The sequence below is a fragment of the Lactobacillus sp. UMNPBX17 genome, assembly GCF_002553735.1.
GTDB classification, from domain to species: Bacteria; Bacillota; Bacilli; order Lactobacillales; family Lactobacillaceae; genus Lactobacillus; species Lactobacillus gallinarum.
Genome location: NZ_PCYT01000026.1, coordinates 1 through 23415, shown reverse-complemented (window position 1 = coordinate 23415; position 23415 = coordinate 1). Strand labels below are relative to the sequence as shown.

21 protein-coding genes and 1 pseudogene are annotated in these 23415 nt (G+C 37.3%); 4 read left to right on the top strand and 18 right to left on the bottom strand.

What is annotated here, in order from left to right:
• The first annotated feature begins 95 nt into the window (after positions 1 to 95).
• The gene (locus CP368_RS05655; protein ID WP_098045839.1) at positions 96 to 551 is read left to right on the top strand and encodes a GNAT family N-acetyltransferase; all 456 of its coding nucleotides are present in this window, start codon (positions 96 to 98) and stop codon (positions 549 to 551) included.
• 66 nt (positions 552 to 617) lie between these two features.
• Here CP368_RS05655 and lysS read toward each other — a convergent pair whose 3' ends face one another.
• The 10 genes from lysS to pth all read right to left on the bottom strand — a co-directional run bounded on the left by lysS (position 618) and on the right by pth (position 12904).
• On the bottom strand, positions 618 to 2168 hold the full coding sequence (lysS, locus tag CP368_RS05650; RefSeq protein WP_098045838.1) for a lysine--tRNA ligase: 1551 nt from the start codon (positions 2166 to 2168) through the stop codon (positions 618 to 620).
• Positions 2169 to 2183: 15 nt separating this feature from the next.
• Positions 2184 to 3209, bottom strand: a complete 1026-nt coding sequence (dusB, locus tag CP368_RS05645) for a tRNA dihydrouridine synthase DusB (RefSeq protein ID WP_025005275.1) — start codon at positions 3207 to 3209, stop codon at positions 2184 to 2186.
• Between the two features lie 77 nt (positions 3210 to 3286).
• Positions 3287 to 4177, bottom strand: coding sequence for an Hsp33 family molecular chaperone HslO (gene hslO, locus CP368_RS05640; protein ID WP_025005276.1), 891 nt, complete (start codon positions 4175 to 4177; stop codon positions 3287 to 3289).
• Between the two features lie 52 nt (positions 4178 to 4229).
• On the bottom strand, positions 4230 to 6395 hold the full coding sequence (ftsH, locus tag CP368_RS05635) for an ATP-dependent zinc metalloprotease FtsH (RefSeq protein WP_025005277.1): 2166 nt from the start codon (positions 6393 to 6395) through the stop codon (positions 4230 to 4232).
• Between the two features lie 94 nt (positions 6396 to 6489).
• Positions 6490 to 7746, bottom strand: coding sequence for a tRNA lysidine(34) synthetase TilS (tilS, locus tag CP368_RS05630; protein WP_098044357.1), 1257 nt, complete (start codon positions 7744 to 7746; stop codon positions 6490 to 6492).
• A gap of 41 nt (positions 7747 to 7787) precedes the next feature.
• Positions 7788 to 8150: a S1 RNA-binding domain-containing protein gene (locus CP368_RS05625; RefSeq protein WP_098044290.1), complete on the bottom strand. Its 363-nt coding sequence runs from the start codon at positions 8148 to 8150 to the stop codon at positions 7788 to 7790.
• Positions 8150 to 8527 carry a septum formation initiator family protein gene (locus CP368_RS05620; RefSeq protein WP_087176683.1) on the bottom strand — a complete coding sequence of 126 codons (378 nt, stop codon included), beginning with the start codon at positions 8525 to 8527 and terminating at the stop codon, positions 8150 to 8152. The genes CP368_RS05625 and CP368_RS05620 overlap by 1 nt, the downstream gene beginning before the upstream one ends.
• 66 nt (positions 8528 to 8593) lie before the next feature.
• On the bottom strand, positions 8594 to 8836 hold the full coding sequence (locus CP368_RS05615; RefSeq protein WP_011254102.1) for an RNA-binding S4 domain-containing protein: 243 nt from the start codon (positions 8834 to 8836) through the stop codon (positions 8594 to 8596).
• Between the two features lie 11 nt (positions 8837 to 8847).
• Positions 8848 to 12345, bottom strand: a complete 3498-nt coding sequence (mfd, locus tag CP368_RS05610) for a transcription-repair coupling factor (protein WP_098045837.1) — start codon at positions 12343 to 12345, stop codon at positions 8848 to 8850.
• Position 12346: 1 nt separating this feature from the next.
• Positions 12347 to 12904 carry an aminoacyl-tRNA hydrolase gene (gene pth, locus CP368_RS05605; RefSeq protein WP_025005282.1) on the bottom strand — a complete coding sequence of 186 codons (558 nt, stop codon included), beginning with the start codon at positions 12902 to 12904 and terminating at the stop codon, positions 12347 to 12349.
• A gap of 133 nt (positions 12905 to 13037) precedes the next feature.
• On the opposite strand from pth, the gene CP368_RS05600 reads away from it, so the two are divergent.
• A complete protein-coding gene (locus CP368_RS05600) occupies positions 13038 to 14009 on the top strand; it encodes an L-lactate dehydrogenase (protein WP_098036840.1) in 972 nt (323 codons plus the stop codon).
• 173 nt (positions 14010 to 14182) lie between these two features.
• Complete coding sequence (gene cbpA / locus CP368_RS05595) at positions 14183 to 14890, top strand: cyclic di-AMP binding protein CbpA (RefSeq protein ID WP_025005284.1); 708 nt, start codon at positions 14183 to 14185, stop codon at positions 14888 to 14890.
• Positions 14891 to 14942: 52 nt separating this feature from the next.
• Here the strand turns inward: cbpA and CP368_RS05590 are convergent, their stop codons facing one another.
• The 6 genes from CP368_RS05590 to CP368_RS05565 all read right to left on the bottom strand — a co-directional run bounded on the left by CP368_RS05590 (position 14943) and on the right by CP368_RS05565 (position 20577).
• Positions 14943 to 15512, bottom strand: coding sequence for a TetR/AcrR family transcriptional regulator (locus CP368_RS05590; protein WP_098045840.1), 570 nt, complete (start codon positions 15510 to 15512; stop codon positions 14943 to 14945).
• A 248-nt stretch (positions 15513 to 15760) separates the two neighbouring features.
• A complete protein-coding gene (gene alr / locus CP368_RS05585) occupies positions 15761 to 16891 on the bottom strand; it encodes an alanine racemase (RefSeq protein ID WP_087176686.1) in 1131 nt (376 codons plus the stop codon).
• Between the two features lie 2 nt (positions 16892 to 16893).
• A complete protein-coding gene (acpS, locus tag CP368_RS05580; RefSeq protein ID WP_025005287.1) occupies positions 16894 to 17250 on the bottom strand; it encodes a holo-ACP synthase in 357 nt (118 codons plus the stop codon).
• Positions 17251 to 17332: 82 nt separating this feature from the next.
• A complete protein-coding gene (locus CP368_RS05575; protein WP_098044288.1) occupies positions 17333 to 18826 on the bottom strand; it encodes a DEAD/DEAH box helicase in 1494 nt (497 codons plus the stop codon).
• A gap of 11 nt (positions 18827 to 18837) precedes the next feature.
• Positions 18838 to 20205: a UDP-N-acetylmuramoyl-tripeptide--D-alanyl-D-alanine ligase gene (murF, locus tag CP368_RS05570; protein ID WP_098045836.1), complete on the bottom strand. Its 1368-nt coding sequence runs from the start codon at positions 20203 to 20205 to the stop codon at positions 18838 to 18840.
• A 126-nt stretch (positions 20206 to 20331) separates the two neighbouring features.
• The gene (locus tag CP368_RS05565; RefSeq protein ID WP_014918203.1) at positions 20332 to 20577 is read right to left on the bottom strand and encodes a type B 50S ribosomal protein L31; all 246 of its coding nucleotides are present in this window, start codon (positions 20575 to 20577) and stop codon (positions 20332 to 20334) included.
• A 185-nt stretch (positions 20578 to 20762) separates the two neighbouring features.
• Here CP368_RS05565 and CP368_RS05560 point away from each other — a divergent pair, with 185 nt between their 5' ends.
• On the top strand, positions 20763 to 21593 hold the full coding sequence (locus tag CP368_RS05560; protein WP_098045835.1) for a Cof-type HAD-IIB family hydrolase: 831 nt from the start codon (positions 20763 to 20765) through the stop codon (positions 21591 to 21593).
• Positions 21594 to 21618: 25 nt separating this feature from the next.
• Here the strand turns inward: CP368_RS05560 and CP368_RS05555 are convergent.
• Both CP368_RS05555 and CP368_RS05550 read right to left on the bottom strand, forming a co-directional pair.
• Positions 21619 to 21837: pseudogene (locus CP368_RS05555) on the bottom strand (amino acid:proton symporter); the annotation flags it as partial.
• A gap of 180 nt (positions 21838 to 22017) precedes the next feature.
• Complete coding sequence (locus CP368_RS05550; RefSeq protein ID WP_098045834.1) at positions 22018 to 23349, bottom strand: RNA-guided endonuclease TnpB family protein; 1332 nt, start codon at positions 23347 to 23349, stop codon at positions 22018 to 22020.
• Positions 23350 to 23415: the final 66 nt, after the last annotated feature.

The window sequence follows — 23415 nt, the reverse complement described above, 5'->3', positions numbered from 1 at the left end:
TTTAGGCCCATTCCAAGGGATGCCAGCTTGTGTGCATATTCAAATGGGTAAAGGCTTTCTAAATCAAAATCTTAATATTAGGAAGCGAGAAAAACATGCCAAAATTTAATATCAGAGAATATCAACCAAACGATTATACTGAAGTATGCCGCATTCACGACGTTAGTCGTAAAGAAGAGCTAACAATTGGTGGTGCGGAAAAATACTTCATACCTTTAGAGACAGCTCCATATAAGGATGATTTTTTCTCCTGCAAAATTTATGTAGCTTATGATGCTGACAGCATATTGGGCTTCGTTGCAGTTCATCCCCAAGAACTGGATTACATTTATGTAGATCCAATTCATCAAAATAAAGGTATCGGGTATGCTTTAGCAACGACAGCTTTGAGGTACATGAGTCGACCAGTTAGTCTTGACGTATTTGCAGAAAATACTAAGGCCAAAAAGCTTTACAAAAAATTAGGCTTTAAGTGTCAAGAAGTTAGATATCAGCAATGGGATTTAAATGATCCTAAAAAATACTCTGATGAAAAAATGATTCTCAATTAAAAAATACATAAACAAAAACTCTTATCCATGCTTAAAACATAGATAAGAGTTTTTTAATTTACAAGATTATTTGTTTTCTTTATTCTTCTTTTCCATATCAGCCTTAACTTCAGCTTCTACGCTTTCAACACGTTCTGGACGCATTGTTGGGAACAAAAGAACATCACGAATAGCTGGAGCATCAGTTAAAAGCATTACCAAACGGTCAATACCGATACCCAAACCACCTGTAGGTGGCATACCGTATTCCATAGCACGAAGGTAATCCTCATCGATCATGTCAGCTTCGTCGTTACCTGCTTCACGTTCTTCCATTTGAGCTTCGAAACGTTCACGTTGATCATCAGGATCATTCAATTCTGAGAAGGCGTTACCGTATTCTTCACCCATGATGTAAATTTCAAAACGATCAGTAAATCTTGGATCGTCAGCATTCTTCTTAGCAAGTGGTGAAATTTCTACTGGGTGACCATAAACAAAAGTTGGGTCAACAATAGTTTCTTCACAGTACTTTTCAAAGAAGGCGTTAATAATATGACCAACCTTCCAGAATTTTTCAACATGAATATCATGGTCTTCAGCAATCTTAGTTGCTTCTTCAAGAGTCATTGGCTTCCAGAAGTCAACGCCAGTCTTTTCCTTGATCAAGTCAACCATGTGAACGCGACGGAATGGCTTGCCCAAATCAATGTCTTGACCTTGGTAAGTGATCTTACCGTCATCTGAAACAACCTTAGCTGCAGCACGGATAATACCTTCAGCTTCATCCATAACATCGTGGTAGTCCCAGTATGCTGCGTAACTTTCAAGTTCAGTAAATTCTGGGTTGTGGTGAGTGTCCAAACCTTCGTTTCTGAATACACGGCCGATTTCGTAAACACGTTCCATATCACCAACAATCAAACGCTTAAGTGGAAGTTCCAAAGCAATTCTCATGTAAAGGTTAATATCCAAAGCGTTGTGGTGAGTAATAAATGGACGAGCTTCAGCACCACCAGGAATGTTGTGAAGTACTGGAGTTTCAACTTCTAAGAAGTTTTGCTTGTTTAAGTAATCACGAATAGCTTGAATGATTTGAGTACGGTGAACAAAGCGCATGTAGCTGTCACGGTTAGTGATCAAATCAAGGTAACGTTGACGATAAATTGCTTCAACATCCTTTAAGCCGTGGTACTTATCTGGCAAAGGACGAAGAGCCTTTGATAAGAAGGTTACGTGAGTAGCACGAATAGTCAACTCACCAGTATCAGTCTTCATAACTTCCCCATCAATACCCAAGAAGTCACCAATATCTGATTTCTTAAAGACCTTGTAGTTGTCTTCGCCTACGATATCCTTACGTACATAAATTTGAATCTTACCAGTACGGTCGTAAAGGTCTGCGAAACCTACCTTACCCTTACCACGCTTTGCAAGCATACGACCTGCAATCTTGGTCTTAGGCATATCATCGTTTAATTCGTCTTTATCTTCTTTACCATACTTTTCTTCCAAAGTACTTGCTAAATCTTGACGATCAAACTTTCTTTGACCGAATGGTTCAATTCCGTTTTCACGCATTTCGTCCATCTTTTGACGACGAACACGTAATTGGTCATTCATTTCGTTCTTTGCCAATTTATTTTTCCTCCATTATTTGTTCATTGCCGCGCGTCTTGCAGCACGAGCTTTTTCTCTTTTTTCATACTCATCAACAAAATTGTCGAGTAAGTCATATACTTCTTGACGCGTCCAGACCTCATTTATTTTAGCACGAGTACGGGCTGAACGGGGAATTCCCTTTAAATAGTATGCAGCCTGTTGACGAAATTCTGGTACTGCTCGCTTTTCACCATGAATTTTAACTAACGCATGAAGTTGATGCTTAGCAGTTTCTACCTTCTCACGCACTGTTTGTGGTGGTAATTTTTCACCAGTCTCTAGATAATGCGTCATATCCTTTAAAATCCAAGGATTACCTAAAGCAGCACGTCCTACCATCACAGCAGTACAACCAATTTCATCTAAAGCCTTCTTGGCAAGCTCGGGAGTTCTAATGTCACCGTTAGCTACAAACGGCACATCAAGCACTTGAGCTACATCGTGCAAAATCTCCCAATCTGCTTCACCTTGGTACATTTGCTTACGGGTGCGACCATGCATTGCGATCATGCTAGCACCTGCTTCTTGAGCAGCCAAAGCATTTTCTACCGCGAACACGTGCTTTTTATCCCAACCTGTTCTCATTTTAACAGAAACAGGTTTCTGCACATTTTGCACCACGGCATGGACCATTTGATAAATTTTATTAGAATCAAGCAGCCATTTTGAACCAGCATCGGTTTTAGTTACTTTAGGCACAGGACAACCCATATTAATATCAATAATGTCAGCATCAGTATGTTGATCAATGTATTGAGCAGCTTGAAGTAATGTTTCTTCAGTTCCCCCAAAGATCTGAATACTCATTGGGTGCTCTCGTGGATCTACATCCATCATGCTTAAGGTCTTTTTGTTTCGATAAATAATTCCATGATCAGAAATCATTTCGCAAACAACCAGCCCAGCTCCGAATTCCTTACATACAACGCGGAACGCCGAATTTGAAACTCCCGCCATCGGCGCAACAACAACTCGGTTAGGAATGGTGATATCGCGAATTTTCCAGCTGTTATCCACCAAATCATCCTTTCAAAATACCTTATTATAATATCAAAAAAGCCCCGCAGGACAAAACCCTAGGACTTTTTATTTAATTAATAATCTTTTTCTTCATTTTTCTTGGCTAAAATAGCCTTTAATTCATCTTCAGTGTAATGATACTTATTTCCGCAGAAATTGCAAGTAAGTTCTGCACCATGATCTTCATTAATCATGGCCTTTAATTGTGAACTCTTCAAAGTTTCAAGAATACCTGCATATTTTTCTTTAGAACAGTCACAGCTAAATGCTACATCATCTTTTTCAAGAATCTTACAGTCAGTGCCTAAGATCTTACGTGCTAAATCTTCTGGTGTCATTCCATCTAAAAATGCAGTAGAAAGAGCTGGCAAAGCTTTAATTCTCTTAATTGTTTCAGTAATCAAAGCATCACTGGCACCTGGTAAAGCTTGAAGCATAAATCCGCCAGCTTCGCCGATAGAATTATTTGGATTAACAAAAACAGATAAACCAACTGCTGACGGAATTTGTTCTGACTTCGTCAAATAATATGCAAAATCTTCTGCAATTTCACCAGAAACAATCGGAACTTGACCAGTATATGGTTCTTTTAAGCCTAAATCTTTGGTAACTTCAAGCATACCTTGACCAACAGCTCTTTTTACATCAATATGGCCATTCTTCTTTGGTGGCAAAGCAATATGTGGATTGCGTACGTAACCCTTCACCTTTAAATCGGCAGTAGCTGTAACAATAGTTGGACCTACAGGACCGTTGCCCATCAATCTAACTGTCAATTCTTCTTTATCAGTTAATTCGGCGCCCGCTAACAAAAGCGTACCAACCAGTGTACGACCAAGAACAGCAGAAGAAGCAGACCATAAATCATGACGCTTTTGTGCTTCACCAACAACATCTTTAGCGGTAATTGTCAGTAAACGTAAATTTTTAGTTTTATCGATTGATTTTACTAAATAATCACTCATATTTATTCCTTCTCTCTAAAAAAATAGAGCCCGTTACAGGCCCCATTTTTATCTAATTATCTTTGTGCTCTTCATCTGCAGAAGTATCTTTAGTTGAGTTATCTGAATTTTCAGTTTTTTCTGGATTTTCAGGATTATTTTCTTCAACTTCATGATTCTTTTCTGATGGAGTTTCCAAAGCAGATTTTTCTTGTTTAGCTAATGCTTGATCTGAATCTTTCTTTTCTGCTTTTTCAACTTCACGCTTTTCTGCAGCAGCCTTAGCTTCTTCATAAGTTGAAGCCTTGGATTCACTTGGATATTCACTTTCGTATTTTTCAGGCATCTTACCAGTCTTGTATAAAGACATGATTTGCTTTTCGTCTAAAGTTTCGTACTTAAGCAAGGCTTCAGCGATAATTCTATGCTTTTCCTTGTTTTCCTTAACAATCTCAAGTGCTTTAGCGTGAGCTTCATCCAAGATCTTCTTAACGGCTTCGTCAATTTTAGCTGAAGTAGCTTCACTGTATGGCTTAAAGCCGTATGGATTGGTTTCGCCCTCTTTTTCAAGTTCAACCATACCCAATGATTCAGTCATCCCGTAATTTACTACCATGCTGTGAGCAATAGCAGTAGCTTGTTCAAAGTCGTTAGAAGCACCAGTTGACTTATCACCAATAGTTGCTTCTTCACCAGCACGACCACCCATTAAACCAACAATTTGTTCAAATAATTGTTTCTTAGTCAAAATGAACTGGTCATCTTTAGGCAACATGATGTTGTAACCACCGGCACGACCACGTGGCACAATAGTTACCTTACGAACTGTTCTAGAATCACTTAAGACCAAACCACAGATTGAGTGTCCTGCTTCGTGGAAAGCAACACGGCGTCTTTCTGGTTCTGCAATTAAACGATCCTTCTTAGCTGGACCTGCAATGACACGGTCTTCAGCTTCATCAATATCTGATGCAGTAATTTCAGTACCATTTCTACGTGCAGCAACCAAAGCAGCTTCGTTCAAGACATTAGCCAAATCTGCACCAACGAACCCAGGAGTTTGACGAGCAACTTCCTTCAAGTCTACATCTGGAGCAAGTGGCTTGTTTTTAGCATGAACCTTCAAAATAGCTTCACGGCCACGTACGTCTGGACGACCAACTAAAACCTTACGGTCAAAACGACCTGGACGAAGTAAAGCTGGATCCAACACATCTGAACGGTTAGTAGCGGCAATGACGATAACACCTTCATCGCCTTCAAAACCATCCATTTCAACCAATAATTGGTTCAAAGTTTGTTCACGTTCATCGTTGCCACCGCCGGTGCCATTGCCACGACGACGACCGATGGCATCAATTTCATCAATAAAGATAATACTTGGTGCATTCTTCTTGGCATTATTGAACAAGTCACGTACACGACTTGCACCAACACCAACAAACATTTCAACAAAGTCAGAACCTGAAATTGAGTAAAATGGCACGTTAGCTTCACCAGCTACGGCACGTGCAAGCAAGGTTTTACCAGTACCAGGAGGACCCTCAAGTAAAACACCAGATGGGATTCTAGCACCTAACTTAGTATATTTTGATGGATCCTTTAAAAATTCAACAACTTCTACTAATTCTTGTTTTTCTTCTTCTTCACCGGCTACGTCAGAGAAACGAACCTTATTCTTAGAAGGATCTTCTGGCTTGACGTGTGAACGACCGAAATTCATAATTCCGCCGCTGCCGCCACGGCCAGCACCACCTTGATTCATCATCATCCAAAGCATGACAATAAACAAAACGGTTGGCACAAGCATGACAATGGTTGAAATCCAATTGCCAGACTGTGATTCTCCTTGAGTCGTCATCCGAGCGTTACTCTTTTGTGCCAAGTTTTGCACATTAGAAACGGTAGAATCATTTTGTAACATAGTAGTAGAGAAGCGTGATACTTTTCTACTTGAGTTATTACTAAAGAAATCAAAACTATTATTTGATTGATTCTTTGTTGTTTGTGCAGTCTTGTAACTACCTGAAACAGTATATACACCGTTTGCAGGTTGAACACTAAAGTTTTTAACTTTGCCTTGACGCAAATCTTTAACAAATTGTGAATAGCTAATATTTTCTGAGCTACCACTATTGTTAGAGCCGCCGAGTGCCCAGTTGATTCCCCATAGGAGCAAAAGGAACACAACTATATAGAATAGGCCGTTTGATAACAGCCGATTCCGGTTATTCTTCATAAAAAACCTCCGCAAAGTCTCTAAGTTATACGTTTAAAATTTTATCACAAAATAAGATGCTACCACTAATATTTTCAACTATTTTGAAGACTTTTTAAGAATTATATAGAAAATAATGTTTGCCATTTTTGATCCAATTTTGGTTTTGATAAATTTTCTCCACAAAAATTGGTTCGTTTTCTGCATAAATGGCTAAGCAAAATGGTCGTAAAGCTAGTGGAATCGCATTTTCTGCAAACTTCTTTTTTGCTTTAACATGATGTCCATTTTGCAGCAGAAGTTTACTCCCCGCCGTTAATTCTCCCACACTAAAAGCAGTATTTGGCTTAAACCAAAAATCACCAATCAGCTTTATACCGGCTTTTCTTTCAGTATATAACACCATTTTTCTATTTTTAAACACAAATGGCTGATTTAAACTAATTACCTGTTTTTTAACTTCGGAAATATTTTGCTTTTTATACAAATAAAAGTAATTTTGATATTCAATGACTGCGAAATTACCCAAATTTTCATTAACCCGTCTATGATATTTTTGCCAAATCATTCTCTGCCAGAAAAAGGTTCTTTCTTTAGTCGTCAATCGCTTTAATTTTTCACTCTTAATGCGATACGCAACATTTAGAAAACGTTCCAATTGACCGACTGCAATATTTTTTTCATCAACATAATCGATCAATTCATCCATTTTTTGACTAAAAAAAAGTGCATTCTTGATCAAAGCAGGATTTTCTTTTTTGAGTAATGGCACCACATGATGGCGCAAGCGATTACGCATCGTTTCATCGGCCTGATTAGTTGAATCAGTTATAAAATCAATTCGATGAGCTTGATTATATTGCAATAACTCGTCCTTGCTGTATCCCAACAATGGTCGCAACAATTTTACACCATGCATTTCACCCACTCTTTGCAGGCTATTCATCTCTTCGGGATTACCTGAGCGAATAAATTTAAGCAAGATATTTTCCAGCAAATCGTCCCCGTGATGGGCAGTTAACAAATAATCAGCCTTATTTTCTTTAGCTATTTGTGTTAAAAAAGCATAGCGCGCATGTCTTGCTGCAGCCTCTATTCCCACTTGCGGTTGTTCTTCTTTAGGCCATTTTGCAATAAATAATGGCACATTTTTTTCATCACAGTATTTTTTTAGAAGCTCGCTTTCTTCCTCACTGTCTTCTCTTAATTGATGATTAAAATGTGCAGCAATTAATTGAAAATTCTTTTTGGCTTGCAAGTTTTTAAGCATATCAAGAAGAGCCATCGAATCAGGGCCTCCACTTGCGGCCACTAATAATGTTTTACTTTCTAAATCTATTCCATTTTTTCTAAAGAAATCTACTACTTTCATAAATCTCCCTAACTAAAAAAATGACCCATTACGGGTCATTTTTAATTTTTATTCAAAACCTTTTTTAATTCATCAATTTTCTTTTTAGCATCTCTACTTACTTTGTTCAAAACCTGATCAAATTCTGCAGGTTTAGTATCAGAAAATTGATTATCATGATCAACTAAATCAGGATCATTTACGCGTGCAATTGACAGATTAAATCTGCCTCTATTGACATGCACGACAACAACGCGAACCTTTTGGCCTACTTGATATTGACGCCTTTCTCGCGCCCAATTATTACCAAAATCACTGTGATGAACTAATCCTGAATGTCTATTAGGCAATGTAACAAAAATACCTAAATCGGTAATGTTATTAATCACCCCGGTTACCCGGTTACCGGCTTGATACTTCTTCATTAATCATTATCATTTCTTTCGTGCACGTTATAAACATTTTCATTTGATTTAGAATAATAAAACTTATAACGAATTAATTTAGCAACGTAGTTTGGATCATCGAGATTCTGTCTCTTGGTCTTTAAAGTTTTAGCTATTTTCTTAACTTTAGCCAATCCTCGTTTTTCAACTTGTACTTGATTGTTAATACGCTTTGTTTGTGAAACTTTAATTGTAATTTGAATACCCAAAATCACAAATATAATAGCAAAAACAGCAACAATTCTATTTAATCGAATGCGATGAACTCGTTTTTCGATTTTCGCTTGCTTACGAAGTAGCTTCTCTCTCTGAGCTTCTGGACTTAACGAATTGTAAATATGTGGACCATGATTCATTTTTTTATCCTCTGTTATAACAAATATCGTTTACGTTAAGTATAACAACGATTTATGGGAAAGTCATCAATCAACTAACTCGTAAAGTTCACTTGCTTCAGCCTTTTTAGTGGTTTCGCGAATATTCAAGACCTTGGCTTTAATTACTCGCGCACCGTAACCAATTTCAATAATATCATCGATTTTTACATCGTAACTGGACTTAACTACTCGTCCATTAACTTTAATTCGGCCTTGATCTGCCATTTCCTTAGCAACAGTTCTTCTCTTAACTAATCTTGAAACCTTTAAAAATTTATCAATTCTCATAATTTATACCTCTATCTTTGCACTATTTCGCTGGCAGCCTCTAAGAACGTAGTTAATTCATTAAACAAAACTCGATTCTTCATCTTATCAGGCAGTTGCAGCAAAACAACCATTCTTTTTTCTTGATTCATGCTAATACGTGCTTTAAGACTTACGTGTTCTAATGCTCTGAAAATATTAGGTCCTTCTAATTCCTGTGAAGCAGCATTATTAAACTCAACCTTAATAGTATTATTATCTTTTTTCAGTACATTTAAGACTTGAGCTAGATCAGCATCTACCTTTAACCCAGCTACAGCAAGTAAATTCTCAACAGCTGCTGGATAATCACCAAAGCGATCAATTAGTTCATCTTCAATTTTATCTAATTCTTCCTGATTATTGACTGCTTTAATCTTTTTGTAAAATTCGATTTTTTCTTCTTGGTCGCCAATATATGAATCTGGAATATAGGCTTCAAGTTTTAAATCAATCTCTGCATTTGACTTCTTAACTGTCTTCTTACCCTTACGCTCTTTAATTGCATCGCTAAGCATTTGTGAATACAAATCATAACCAACACTATCAATAAAGCCGTGCTGCTGGGCTCCCAGCATATTGCCAGCTCCTCTAATCGACAAATCACGCATAGCAATCTTAAAGCCTGACCCTAATTCAGTAAAATCGCGGATTGCATCTAGGCGTTTTTCACCAACTTCGGTTAAAACTTTGTTAGGCTGGTACAGAAAATATGCATAGGCAAGTCTGGCACTACGACCGATTCTCCCTCGCAGCTGATAAAGCTGGCTCAAACCATAGTGATCAGCATCTTCGATAATCATCGTATTAACATTAGGCATGTCGATACCCGTTTCAATGATGGTCGTCGTTACTAAAATATCAAATTCACGGTTCAAAAACCGATACAAAATGTCTTCCAATTGATTTTGACTCATTCGTCCATGAGCACTAGCAATCCGCGCATTCGGGATTAATTGTTGCAGCTTTTCCACAGTTTCATCGATATCACTAATTCGATTATGTAGGTAAAAGACCTGTCCATCACGCTGCATTTCACGCAAACATGCATCCCTTACTACGCTTGGAATTTGTTCCATCACATAAGTTTGAATTGGATATCTATTCTGAGGCGGAGTTTCCATCACAGATAAATCGCGCACCCCAACCATCGACATATGCAAAGTTCTAGGAATTGGCGTAGCAGTGAGAGTCAACACGTCAATATTAGCCTTTAACTGCTTTAGCCTTTCTTTATGCTTAACGCCAAAGCGCTGCTCTTCATCAACTATTAACAATCCAAGATCTTTAAATTCAACATCCTTTGATAACAGTCTGTGGGTACCTACGACTAAATCAATTTTTCCTTCCTTCAGTCCCTCAATAATCTCCTTAGATTCAGCTGGAGTTTGAAAACGAGAAAGCATCGCAGTATTAACAGGAAAATCTTTGAAACGATCTTGAATAGTTTCATAGTGCTGCTGAGCCAAAATAGTTGTTGGCACTAAAAAAGCTACTTGTTTATTATCCTGAATTGCTTTAAAAGCCGCCCTTAAAGCTACTTCTGTTTTACCAAAACCAACGTCTCCTACAACTAGACGATCCATCGGTTTCGGCTTTTCCATATCTTCCTTGATTTCTTTAATTGAACGTAACTGATCCGGAGTCTCTGCATATGGAAAGGCATCTTCGAATTGTTTTTGCAAATCGTCATCTGGTGAAAAAGCAAAACCTTTTTCCGATTCGCGCTTAGCATAAAGCTCTATCAAATCATCAGCAATATCTTCAACCTTAGATTGGACCTTACGCTTAGTTTTAGCCCATTCACTACCACCAAGTTTGTTAATATGAGGCGTCTTTCCTTCAGAAGCCACATACTTTTGTACCAAACTAAGCTGATCTGCTGGTACAAATAATTGATCGCCATGTTGATAGGTGATGGTAATGTAATCACGCTTAACGCCATTATTTTCTAGTGTTTTAATTCCTTCAAAACGACCAATACCATGATTAACATGGACAACATAATCCCCTGGCTTTAACTCAGTATAATTACGTAATCTCTGAGCATTTTCCAGAGTTTTGATTCTCTTTTTACGCTGTGGACGCTTGTTAAAAAGTTCGCGTTCGGTCAAATAAACTAACTTCACCGAAGGTAAACTAAAACCGCTGGTATAACCCGCTACTACGATTTGCGATTTACCTTCTGAGATTTCATTTTTATCTACAATTGGCAAGTTTAGACCAAAGTCGCCCATTGTTTGATCGATTTGTTTAGCTCTTTTCGCATTATCTGCTTGTAGTACAACTGTTTGACCAGATTTTTGATACGACTCAAGTTCTGACTTAATTAGGGGCATTTGACTAAAGAATTGTTCTGGTTCACGCGTTTGCCAATTGAGCATCTGTCCCAAACGAATTCGTCCCATACTGCGCTGGAAAAGAGAGAAATATATTCTATGGTGCTTATCTTTAGTTAATACTTGATCAAAATCACTGCGCAAAGTTTGCTTCGGCAGCATTGCACCAGTTTTTAGTTCATCACTAATAAAAGCTGCATTTTGCTTATCTACAGTCTCTACCGCTTGTTTGATTAAAGGCAGATCATCAATCAAGATTTGACCATTTTTATCTAAATATTCTAATAAGCTACTTGGCTTTTTAATTAAATAATCCACCAAAAAGGCATAATTATCTGGTAATCCACCTGCATTCAAAGCATCGAGTGCCACCGTAAAGTGATCTTTGACTGCCTTATCCGGTGCAGGTGCATCCCCCATATCTTTTTCTATTGCTTTTGCCGCAGCTTCAATAGCTTCACTAGAAAATACTCGATCTTGAGCTGCAGAAATTTCAACACGATCAATTTCTTTTTGACTACGCTGAGTTGCTAGATCAAATTCCTTGATCGTATCAATTTCATCACCAAAGAATTCAATTCTTACTGGATTCTCTCTGTCTAAAGGATATACATCTAAAATATCACCACGAATAGCAAATTCTCCTGGCCGAGCAACTAACGCTTCTTTTTTATAGCCCAAACTAACTAGCCATTTATTTAAGTCAGTTAATTCGTATTCTTTGCCAGGTTCAAAATCTTTCTTAGCTTGAGCAAATTCGTCAGGAGCAGACAATTTATATTGCAAGCCCTGCGGTGTAGTTACTACAATCCCAGCTTTTTTACTTAATAAAAAGTTAAGTGCCTCAATCCGATTACTTAACTCATCTGGTGAACTGACTGCCGTTTGTGTAGCAATAGTGGCATCTACAGGAAAGATTTGTACACTATCATCAGGTAGAATTGCACTTAATTCTCCGTATAAATTCTGAGCCTTATTTTCATTTTCCTCTACTAAAATAAGTGGAGCATCTAACTCAGTTACGATTTGTTTTAAAAGTAGACTAAAAGCACCGGCATTAGCGCCAGTGATTAGTGAATTCTTTACTTGTTTAGTCTTTGCAATAAAATTATTTAAGTCTTGATCTTCTTTTAATATTTCTGTTAAACGCATTTTAATTATACTTATTCATTAAATATTGACTATCGCGGCCTGCAATAAAGTCATCGATAATCTTTACACTTGTATCAAATGCATTATCCATTAATTTTTGTTGCTCATCGTTAAATGGCGTAAGCACCCATGAAACAACTGTCGTGTTCTTAGGATGACGAATCCCAATCTTTAAGCGATTAAACTTTTCTGTTCCTAAGTCTCGGATAATGCTTTTAATTCCATTATGGCCACCGCTCTTACCATTAGCTCTAATTCTAATTTTGCCGATTGGCATATCCATATCATCTTGAATAATCAAAACGTCTTCTGGGTCAACTTTAAAGAAATTAGCAATTTGGCTAACTGAACGCCCTGATTCATTCATATAAGTTTGAGGTTCAAGCAAAATTACATCCTCACCATTAATTTTTTGCTTAGTCCAATGTCCTTCAAACTTATCTTTGTCCAAAGATAATCCTTTTTCATTAAGATAGTGATCCATAGTCATAAAACCAGTGTTGTGCTTGGTTTTATCGTACTTTTGACCTGGATTACCTAAACCTGCAATTATTTTCATTATATATACCCCTCATTACATCATAATCCTACATATAATAGCACAATCAGCAAATAATAATTTTATTAATGCCTGCTATCATGGTATAATTTCTTTGTTAAAATTATCACTAATAAAAAGGAGATTTATTGTTATGGCAAGAGAGGAAAGACCTCGTAAAGTTATTTTAGTCGGTGATGGTGCTGTAGGTTCTACCTTTGCATTTTCAATGGTACAACAAGGTATCGCTGAAGAATTGGGTATTATTGATATTGCTAAGGAACACGTTGAAGGTGACGCAATCGATTTAGCTGATGCAACTCCTTGGACTTCTCCAAAGAACATTTACGCAGCTGACTACCCAGATTGTAAGGATGCAGACTTAGTTGTTATTACTGCTGGTGCTCCACAAAAGCCAGGTGAAACTCGTCTTGATCTTGTTAACAAGAACTTGAAGATTTTATCATCAATCGTTGAACCAGTTGTTGAATCAGGTTTCGAAGGTATTTTCTTAGTTGTTGCTAACCCAGTTGATATCTTGACTCACGCAACTTGGAAGATGTCAGGTTTCCCTAAGGATCGTGTTATCGGTTCAGGTACTTCACTTGACACTGGTCGTCTTCAAAAGGTTATCGGTGAAATGGAACACGTTGACCCACGTTCAGTTAACGCATACATGCTTGGTGAACACGGTGATACTGAATTTCCAGCATGGAGCTACAACAATGTTGGTGGCGTAAAGGTTAGTGACTGGGTTAAGGCTCACGGTATGGATGAATCTAAGCTTGAAGACATCCACAAGGAAGTTGCTAACATGGCTTACGACATCATTAACAAGAAGGGTGCTACTTTCTACGGCATCGGTACTGCTTCAGCAATGATCGCTAAGGCTATCTTGAACGATGAACACCGTGTACTTCCACTTTCAGTACCAATGGATGGTGAATATGGTTTACACGATCTTCACATCGGTACTCCAGCAGTTGTTGGACGCAAGGGTCTTGAACAAGTTATTGAAATGCCATTAAGCGATAAAGAAAAAGAATTAATGACTGCTTCAGCAGATCAATTAAAGAAGGTTATGGACAAGGCCTTCAAAGAAACTGGCGTTAAGGTTCGTCAATAATTCTTAAATTAGTTCATTAAAAGAGCATCTTTTCTTAGGAAGAGATGCTTTTTTATTTCACTAACTATTGTTAAAATATATTTGATTACTTTAGCTAGTCTTTAATTAATATTTAATTAACATACTGATTATGCTATAATTACTTGAAACATTTTCAATTTGGAGGCGAACTCATGCTTATTAAATCTTTAGTTATTAAGAAAGATTACTTAACAACAGTTAATGAAAAAGCCACATTAGCAGAAGCATTGGATATTCTGGAGAAATCTGGATATAGATGTGTGCCTATTGTAGATGACACTGGCACTATTTTCCGCGGTAATATTTATAAAATGCACATTTACCGCCACAAATCTCAAGGCGGAGACATGAATTTACCAGTAACTTACTTGCTTAAGAACGCTACTAAGACAATTAAGGTAAATTCTCCATTCTTTAGAGTATTCTTTAATATCAAAGACTTGCCATACATTGCTGTTCTTGATGAGGATAATCATTTTTATGGTATTCTTACCCACTCAAGATTATTAGACATGTTATCAGACGCATGGGATGTTAAAAATGGTTCATATGTTTTAACTGTTTTATCCGATAATGCACGCGGTAACTTAATTAAAATGTCTAAGATCGTGTCAAAACATACTAATATGTCTAGTGTAATGACACTTGATGCTGCAGCTGGAGAACTTGAAGGAGACTTCGTAAGAAGAACCTTGTTTACCTTACCTGCAGGCGTATCCGACATCACAATGAAGACCATTGTAGATAAATTGCAAAAGAAAGGTTTCGTTGTTTCTGAAATCGAAGATTTGCAAGCCGGTATGACTATCATGAGCGATGAAAATCCTGGTGTCTTCATCGAACATCCACATAAAGATTAAAAAACATATAAAAAAGCCTCTGACTTAATTAAAAGTTAGAAGCTTTTTTGTATTATTTCATCAATCCCAAAAATTGTAATGGAGTTCGAGTCAAATAGCCCGCAATATAACGACGCATATCAGCTGGAGACAACTCATCATTATATTTAATTAATTGCAATACCACATTAATGATACTAATATCAAAGATTCCTAAAACCATATCTGGTGGAATTGTTTGCTCTTGTGCCAAAATCGCCTTATAGTTTGGATTCATCATTTCCATTCGAATGGCAAATTCTTTATTGGCATATTCAACCATCTTATTAAAAAAGCGGATGTCTCCATTATCTGAAGTTAAAATTTCAAGTTTATCTTTATTTTTCAAAAAGAAAGAGATTGAATTTTTAGAAATATTCTCTGCTACTTTTATCAATTCATCTTGAGACAAAACATGATCGATCCCATTAACAGCTTCACGATCCGCGAGTAATGCTTTATTAAATTCAGCTAGGATGTCATCTTCAACTGCCAATAATAAGGCGTGTGTGTCCTTATAGTATTGATAAAAAGTACGTGAACTGATACCCGATGCTAAAATAATGTCTTTAACTTTGATCTCATTAAAAGCTTGTTCTTTCATACATTGCAACAAAGCCTTTTTCAAATTACTTTTTGTTGTTTGGGTTCTAATATCCAATATATTTCACCTTGTTTATTATAAAAAAGCATTTTACTATTTATATATAGCTTTTAAATTCTCAACACAATGTGCAGATTTAATATATTTTAGCATGAACATATCACAATTAATACCCTAAGTTATTTATTTTTTAACCAAAAAAAGCCGAAATTACGAAAAAATAATCGTGATTTCGGCTTTTTCATTTACTATTTTTCATAATAAACACGTGGTAACCGATCATTCAGCAAGCAAGCAACTTCATAGTGAATTGTATCAACATAATCAGCTGCCGCCTTAATATTGTTTGGATCAGCTGGGTTATTTGAAATAATCACTACTTTGGTACCAACTGGCATTTTCTTTGGCATTTTAACCATAAATTGATCCATACAAATACGTCCCACAATCGGACAATATTCATCGCCAACTTTTACCTTAAAACCTTGATACTTTCTAATCCAACCATCGGCATAACCAACAGGGACAGTTCCAATAACTGTATCTTCTTCAGCCATGAAGGTAGAACCATAGCCTACTCCATCACCTTTATGAATAGTTTTAACATGTGTTAATTCACTTTCAAATGATAAAGCAGGTTCTAACTTAATTGCAGAAGTTAAATCTGGAGAAGATGGATTTGAAGATGGATTTAAGCCATAGATTCCAATTCCAAAACGAACCAGATCACTCTTGATACCTTCATGAAAAATACTTGCTGCAGTATTATCAACATGAATCCATTTAGGTTTAACAGTTAATAAACTCTTCATATGCTTGAATTTCTCGCATTGATGCTTGAAATAAGTCTCATCAGCGCTATCTGCAGAGGCAAAATGGGCAAACATCCCTTCAATAAAGAAGTTATTATTATTTTCCAAGAACTTATTGGCTGCAATAAATTCATCATCTTCATTGAAACCAATTCTACCCATACCAGAATCAATCCCTAAATGAATCTTTAATTGCAAGTTTTCTTTTGTTAAATATTTTTCAGCGTCTTTTAACCACTCTAAATTAGGTACTGTCAATGAAACATTATTTACAGCAGCAATTGGTGCATATTCAGGAGAAACTACTCCCAAAACCAAAATAGGCTTAACAATATCAGCACGGCGCAATTCCAATGCTTCATCTAAAATGGCAACACAAAATCCTGCTGCTCCTTCTTCCTCAGCAACCTTTGCCACTTCGACTGCACCATGACCATAGCCATTAGCCTTAACTACAGCCAGCATCTTTTGATTTGGTTCAAGGTGCTGCATTTCATTCTTAATATTTCTTCTAATTGCACCTAAATTTACTTTTACAACGGCTGGACGATGATAGCCTGGAACCATTTTTATTTCTCCTCTAATACTACAAACGTAATAATTTCATGATTATCATGTGTGATACTTGGGAAAATATTTCCATCAAACTTAGTTGAAGTCATCACTGGATGCCCCAAATCATCCCATAAAGTTTCCACATCTTGAAAACCTACGTATTTGCCTAAGCCTGTTCCCATAGCTTTAGAAAAAGATTCCTTTAATGAAAAACGACCTCCGAGATATTCAACTTTTCTTTTGCCTTTCATCTTTTGATACTGGGCAAATTCCTTTGGAGTCAAAACCTTCTTAGCGAAAGAATCTCCTTTTGCCACGATCTTTTTAACACGTTCAACTTCAATTGAGTCAATCCCTACACCTTTAATCATCGTTTCTCACCTCACACAATGACATCATTATAATACAAAAAAGAAGTTGCAAAAATTACAACTTCCTTTTTAGTCTAAAAAATTAATCTTTTTTATTCTTAATTACGAATTCATGTCCATTGCCACGTCCACGACGACCGCGATTACCGTTGTGACGGTAATTATTATTGTTATTGCGACGGCGTTGATAATTGCCATGTCCACGACCATGATCATTACGTCCTCGGCGGCCACGACCATGACGACCATCGCCCTTGTATGGCAAAGGCTTTTCTGGCGTAATCTTAACCTTAATTTCTGTTGAATCCTTAGCTAAGTTCTTAAGAAAAGCAGCTACTAAATCAAGAGCTGAATAGTTATCAAGAAGTTCACTAGCATCTTGAGTATATTTACCCAAATCACCATTCATCAAATCTTCGATTTCAGCCTTAGCTTGCTTTAATTGACCGCGAAGTGCTTGATCATCTGTTGGTGGACGAAGTGGTGACATCTTTTTCTTAGTAAGTTGTTCGATAGTTCTCATGTAGCCAATTTCATTTGGAGTTACAAAGGTTACTGAGATACCATTTTGTCCTGCACGCCCAGTTCTACCAATACGGTGAACATATGAATCTGGATCTTGAGGAATATCGTAGTTATATACGTGAGTTACCCCTGAAATATCCAAACCACGTGCTGCCACATCAGTAGCAACTAAAATATCCAACTTACCTTCACGGAATCGCTTCAAGACTGCCATACGACGCGCCTGAGATAGATCTCCGTGAATACCTTCAGCATTATAGCCACGTGCTTGTAATCCGCGTGTAAGCTCATCTACACGACGCTTCGTACGACCAAATACTAAGGCTAAATCTGGACCTTGGACGTCAATTAAACGACACATAATATCGAACTTTTCGGATTCCTTAGCACGAACAAAGTATTGATCAATTAAATCAGCTGTTAATTCCTTAGCCTTAATTTGAACAATAGCAGGATCCTTCATGAATTTTTCACCAATTCGTAAGATTGGCTTAGGCATCGTAGCACTGAAAAGCAAAGTTTGCTTGCGTTTTTTAGCATACCTCAAGATGCTTTCAATATCTTGGATAAAGCCCATATCGAGCATTTCATCTGCTTCATCCAAAACTACTGTATTAACTTTATCTAAATCAATTGTGCCACGTTTTAAGTGATCTAATAATCGACCTGGTGTACCGACCAAAATTGATGGTACGTGGTGCTTTAGTGAACGAATTTGACGGCCGATATCTGCACCACCATAAACCACTTGGACATGAGCATGTTCATCACGACCCAAGCGGAATAATTCTTCTTGTGTTTGAATAGCAAGTTCACGCGTTGGTTCGATGATAATTGCTTGGATTGCTTTTTCTTTTTTATCAATGGATTGTAAAATTGGCAAACCAAAAGCGGCAGTTTTACCGGTACCAGTTTGTGCTTGTCCAATTACATCCTTTCCTTGTAAAGCAAGTGGAATAGTTTGTTCTTGGATTGGGGTTGCTTCTTCAAAACCTGAGCGTTTAATCGCTTTAAGAAGCGCATCGTTTAATCCTAATTCTGAAAACTTCAAAAAATTTTCTCCTATCTTAGTCGGGCTAAGACATTTTCAAGGTGCATCCCGTGTGAACCCTTTAATACGATAATGTCGTCCGGCTTAATGTCATTTTTAAGATCATTAATCATATGATCCATTTCATCTTGAGTATAATAATGTAAATTCTCTGGCTCATATTTATCTTGCAAAGCATCGTATAAATTCTTCATTTCAGAGCCATACAAGTACACTTCATTTATGATTTGTGGGTCTAAAGTATCACTTAATCCAGCATGAAGTTCTGGCGATTTTTCACCTAGTTCTAGCATGTCGCCAAGTACAGCAATTCTGCGACCGCCGTCTTTAACTTCAACTTGACCAAAACTGGTAACAACCGCTCTAACAGCAGTTGGATTTGAGTTGTAAACATCACTCATAATCGCTTCACCAGCATCGCCCTTTTCCCATTCCATACGGTTAGCAGTTGGCTTAAAGTTAGACAATGATGACGCAATTTCTTCATCGCTTTCACCAAAATGATGACCTACGCTAATTGCAGCCATTGCATTAGAAACATTATGCTTACCAATCATTGGAATTGAGAATTTTTGCTCTGAGTCATTGATTGTAAAGGTAGCGTGGTGCATGTAGCTCTTGAAGCCAGTTGCATGTACTGTATCTTCATCTCTAAAACCAAAAGTGGCCTTAGCTTGATCCAGCTTTTTAGCACGTTCTTGCAACAATGGTTCATCACCGTTATAAATGAATTCACCATCTTCACGTAAAAAGTCGGTGATTTCCATCTTAGCGTCAGCAATTTTGTCGCGACTGCCAAAGAATTCAATATGAGCTTCACCAATCATAGTAATGACAGCTACATCCGGATGAGTTAATTCACTTAGGTGGTGCAGCTGACCTGGTCTATCCATACCCATTTCAAGGACCAAAATTTCAGTATTTGGTTTCATTTCAAGAATGGTCATTGGTACACCAATTTCATTATTAAAGTTAGCTTGTGTCTTATGTACGTTAAAACGCTTAGATAAAACTGCAGCAATCATATCCTTAGTAGTGGTTTTACCATTAGAGCCTGTAATACCTACTACAGTTGGATTAACCTTGCGTAAATAATAACGCGCCAAATCTTGCATAGCAGTAAGAGGATTATCTACTTCAATTACTGTGATATCTTCGGGCTTATTTGGATGGCCTTTCTTCCACAACGTAGCAGAAGCACCATTGCTAACGGCACCCGCTAAAAAATCATGTCCATCACGTTCACCTTCAAGCGGCACAAATAAACCACCAGTTGTGATCTTTCTGGAGTCAAAGGCAACAGAAGTAATAATAGTTTTGTCGTCGCCTTCACAAGTAGTATTTAAAGCCTTGGCAATTTCAGCCATTTGCATTTTCATTGAATCTTTACTCCCATAAAAACATTTTTATACAGAAAACATTATACTGTCTTTCAAGCATTCTGCCAAATAATCTAATGAAGAAAAAAAGCAGCCCCAATGGGACTGCTTCCACCAGACAAAGGTTTACTTCTTCAAGCCATACTTCTTGTTGAACTTTTCGATTCGACCATCTGCTTGAGCAAACTTTTGCTTGCCAGTGTAGAATGGGTGTGAATCTGATGAAACTTCAACACGTACTAATGGGTAAGTTTCGCCTTCGTAGTCAATAGTTTCTTCTGGCTTCAAAGTTGAACCAGCTAAGAACTTAGCACCAGTTGCTGAGTCCATGAAAACTACTTTTTGAAAATCTGGATGAATACCTTGTTTCATAATTTATTACTCCTTTGCCATGACCATATTACAGATCATAGATTAATCGATTAACGTAAACTAGGATAACATCTTCAAGTAACTAATTCAAGACATTTTTCACAGTATGAAACTAATATGTCATGTAACCTCTTACAATAAGTGCTAAACTAATAGCAGAATTTATTTTGAATGAGGTAATTTAGATGAAAGATCTTCCTTTTAAAGCTGTTGCAGTAGATGTCGATGGCACATTTGTAAATGATGAAAAGAAATATGATCATGAAATGTTCGGTGAAATTTTATACCGTTTACACAAGCACGGTGCTCACTTTATTATTGCCAGTGGACGACCAGCAGGACGATTAGAAGCAGATTTCGGTGATTTTACTGATTCCGTCGATTTTGTTGCTGATAATGGTGCGGTTCTTGTGCGCGATGGCAAGATCATCCGTACAACAACTTTTTCTAAAAAATGTATTTTAAGTCTAGTTGATTATTTGCATCTGCGTTATCCTGGAGCAGTCCAAAGCACATTAATCAGCGGCGTTAAGCATTCATACTTTTTAAAAAGTACGCCGGCTCAATTTAAACGATCACATCATTATTTCTATCCTAATAGTATTGAAGTTGATGACTTTAATCAGATCCCTGAAGATGATCAATATACTAAAGTTACGGTCGATTATCCTAGCAAGGTTCGACGAGAATTAGAATATGGATTCAATAGCAGAAGCGTTGAAAAAATTCACGTTACAACTAGCGGCTGGAACTATATGGACATTATTCCCTATAATGTTAACAAGGCTAACGGCCTTAAAGAATTTCTTGCTTACCTAGACGTCTCTCGAACTCAATTAATTGCATTTGGCGACGGCGAAAATGATATTGAAATGCTCAAATTAGCTGGATTAAGTTATGCCATGGAAAATGGTCAAGATAGCGTTAAAAAGATGGCTAAATTTATTGCACCAAGCAACAACGATAACGGTGTTTTTAAAGTATTAACCAAATATTTAAACGAAGCACAAAAGTAAAAAAATAAAGTTGACTATGGCAACTTTATTTTTTACTGTCTTTTTCAATATACAAATCGATTTTACGTAATCCTGTTTTAATACCCCAGTAATAAAATCCAAGTGAAGCTACAGCAATTACAACAAAGTCAAAAGGATATTTAATCCAATTTTGTCCACCAAAGCCATCGCTTCCCACATAAGACATTATTGACATAAAGATCAAATAAACAATCATCCACCAACAACTACGTAATTGTTCTTGTCAACTACCCTAGACTGAAGTCTAGGGCTTAGTGGCTCGTTAGCTTGCGCTAACCAGAACACCAACTTGCTTAGATACGGACTTGACTTACCAGCAGTAATCTTTTGACTATTGCCGATAGAGGTCGTCTAATTACCAAAGCCTTTTAAGTCCGCGAGTTGCTAACGGACTGCAGCCTTTCTAGGCTGCTTTTTTTATTTTAGGATTTTGCCACTTGCCTAATCCTTTTTCTAAGATGTTCACGGCCGCATTCCAATCACGAATATGGTGCGTTCGACAGATTGGACAAGTCCATTCCCGATCCTTAAGGGTTAATTTCTTATAGCTATTTTGTCCCATAATACTGCCACAAGCATGACAGCGTTGAGTAGTATATTTAGGATCAATTGTTAGAAATTCTTTACCATATAGATCTGCCTTATAAGCCAGCATATTCAGGAAACTACGCCAGCCGACATCAGAAATGGCTTGATACAAGGCATGATTCTTTAACAGGTTTCTGTTTCTTAATTCCTCGGCAACTACTAAATCGTGGTTTTTGATTAGTGTAGTTGAGAGTACTTGTAAAAAGTTATTACGCTGTCTTCTGATCTTATCGTGCAGTTTAGCGACTATTAGACGCTGTTTTTGATAGTTTTTTGCTAGCCACAAATTGCGTCCTTCTTTTTTTGCCCGGCGCTGCCTGCGAGACAAGACACGTTGGGCATGGGCCAGCTTCTTTTTGGTTTTGCGATAAAATCGTGGATTAGCGACCATTGCTCCGTTAGATGCTGTTAGGAAGTTATCTAAATTGAGGTCAATGCCAATTTGACTTTGTGTTTTAGGTAATTCCTTAACAAAAGCAGTATCACTGCCTAACTGCATAGACAGGTAGAACTGGTCATCAGCGGTCTTTTTTATCGTGACTGTGCCAATTCTAGTTGGAATCTGCTTAAGCAAGCGCTCTTTAATCAGTTTTCTAAAACCAGCAATGCGGACAATTCCCAGCTTAGGCAATTTAATATGTTTAGCATCAATAAACCTAGCTGTCCCGTTATCAAGATAGGCTTCTTTTTGCTTAGGATATTGACAGTTGGTCTGATATGACCAGTCGCTGCGTTTCTTATGGAAAGTTGGGATTCCATGACCAATCTTGCGATAGTTGTTCCAAGCTTTCTGGTAGTTCTGAATAGCGTTGGCAATAGCGAGGCTATCAATTTCTTTAACACGCAAAAAGCTATAAGCATCGCGGATATTCTTAGGCTTAGCCAATAGTTCGCTATTAGCGACTACTTCTTCTGCCAACCTAGCTTCATAGCTATTAAGAGCAGAAAAAGCAAAGGGCATTGCTTGATATTGTCTAACAGCTAAGTAGTGCTTAGCATGATAATTGCTTCGATTGCGTCCTACATAAGAGTTGTAGACAAAGCGTTGCGCATCATAGTTCAACTTAATGATTTTCTTTTGCTTAGAACTAGGATAAAAGCGAAGCTTAACGCCAAAATGATAGGCTAAGCTGCTCATTCTCTTCATGATTTCACCTCCTCGTATTATATAAATTAAATCTGTGTTGATTGTCTTTTTAGTTTGTTTATTCGA

Bases quoted from the DNA above. Each gene is read 5' to 3' on its own strand.
- CP368_RS05655 (WP_098045839.1), top strand. From the start codon at position 96: ATGCCAAAATTTAATATCAGAGAATATCAACCAAACGATTATACTGAA.
- hslO (WP_025005276.1), bottom strand. From the start codon at position 4,177: ATGAGTGATTATTTAGTAAAATCAATCGATAAAACTAAAAATTTACGT.
- ftsH (WP_025005277.1), bottom strand. From the start codon at position 6,395: ATGAAGAATAACCGGAATCGGCTGTTATCAAACGGCCTATTCTATATA.
- tilS (WP_098044357.1), bottom strand. From the start codon at position 7,746: ATGAAAGTAGTAGATTTCTTTAGAAAAAATGGAATAGATTTAGAAAGT.
- CP368_RS05625 (WP_098044290.1), bottom strand. From the start codon at position 8,150: ATGAAGAAGTATCAAGCCGGTAACCGGGTAACCGGGGTGATTAATAAC.
- CP368_RS05620 (WP_087176683.1), bottom strand. From the start codon at position 8,527: ATGAATCATGGTCCACATATTTACAATTCGTTAAGTCCAGAAGCTCAG.
- CP368_RS05615 (WP_011254102.1), bottom strand. From the start codon at position 8,836: ATGAGAATTGATAAATTTTTAAAGGTTTCAAGATTAGTTAAGAGAAGA.
- mfd (WP_098045837.1), bottom strand. From the start codon at position 12,345: ATGCGTTTAACAGAAATATTAAAAGAAGATCAAGACTTAAATAATTTT.
- pth (WP_025005282.1), bottom strand. From the start codon at position 12,904: ATGAAAATAATTGCAGGTTTAGGTAATCCAGGTCAAAAGTACGATAAA.
- CP368_RS05600 (WP_098036840.1), top strand. From the start codon at position 13,038: ATGGCAAGAGAGGAAAGACCTCGTAAAGTTATTTTAGTCGGTGATGGT.
- cbpA (WP_025005284.1), top strand. From the start codon at position 14,183: ATGCTTATTAAATCTTTAGTTATTAAGAAAGATTACTTAACAACAGTT.
- CP368_RS05590 (WP_098045840.1), bottom strand. From the start codon at position 15,512: ATGAAAGAACAAGCTTTTAATGAGATCAAAGTTAAAGACATTATTTTA.
- alr (WP_087176686.1), bottom strand. From the start codon at position 16,891: ATGGTTCCAGGCTATCATCGTCCAGCCGTTGTAAAAGTAAATTTAGGT.
- acpS (WP_025005287.1), bottom strand. From the start codon at position 17,250: ATGATTAAAGGTGTAGGGATTGACTCAATTGAAGTTGAACGTGTTAAA.
- murF (WP_098045836.1), bottom strand. From the start codon at position 20,205: ATGAAAATGCAAATGGCTGAAATTGCCAAGGCTTTAAATACTACTTGT.
- CP368_RS05565 (WP_014918203.1), bottom strand. From the start codon at position 20,577: ATGAAACAAGGTATTCATCCAGATTTTCAAAAAGTAGTTTTCATGGAC.
- CP368_RS05560 (WP_098045835.1), top strand. From the start codon at position 20,763: ATGAAAGATCTTCCTTTTAAAGCTGTTGCAGTAGATGTCGATGGCACA.
- CP368_RS05550 (WP_098045834.1), bottom strand. From the start codon at position 23,349: ATGAAGAGAATGAGCAGCTTAGCCTATCATTTTGGCGTTAAGCTTCGC.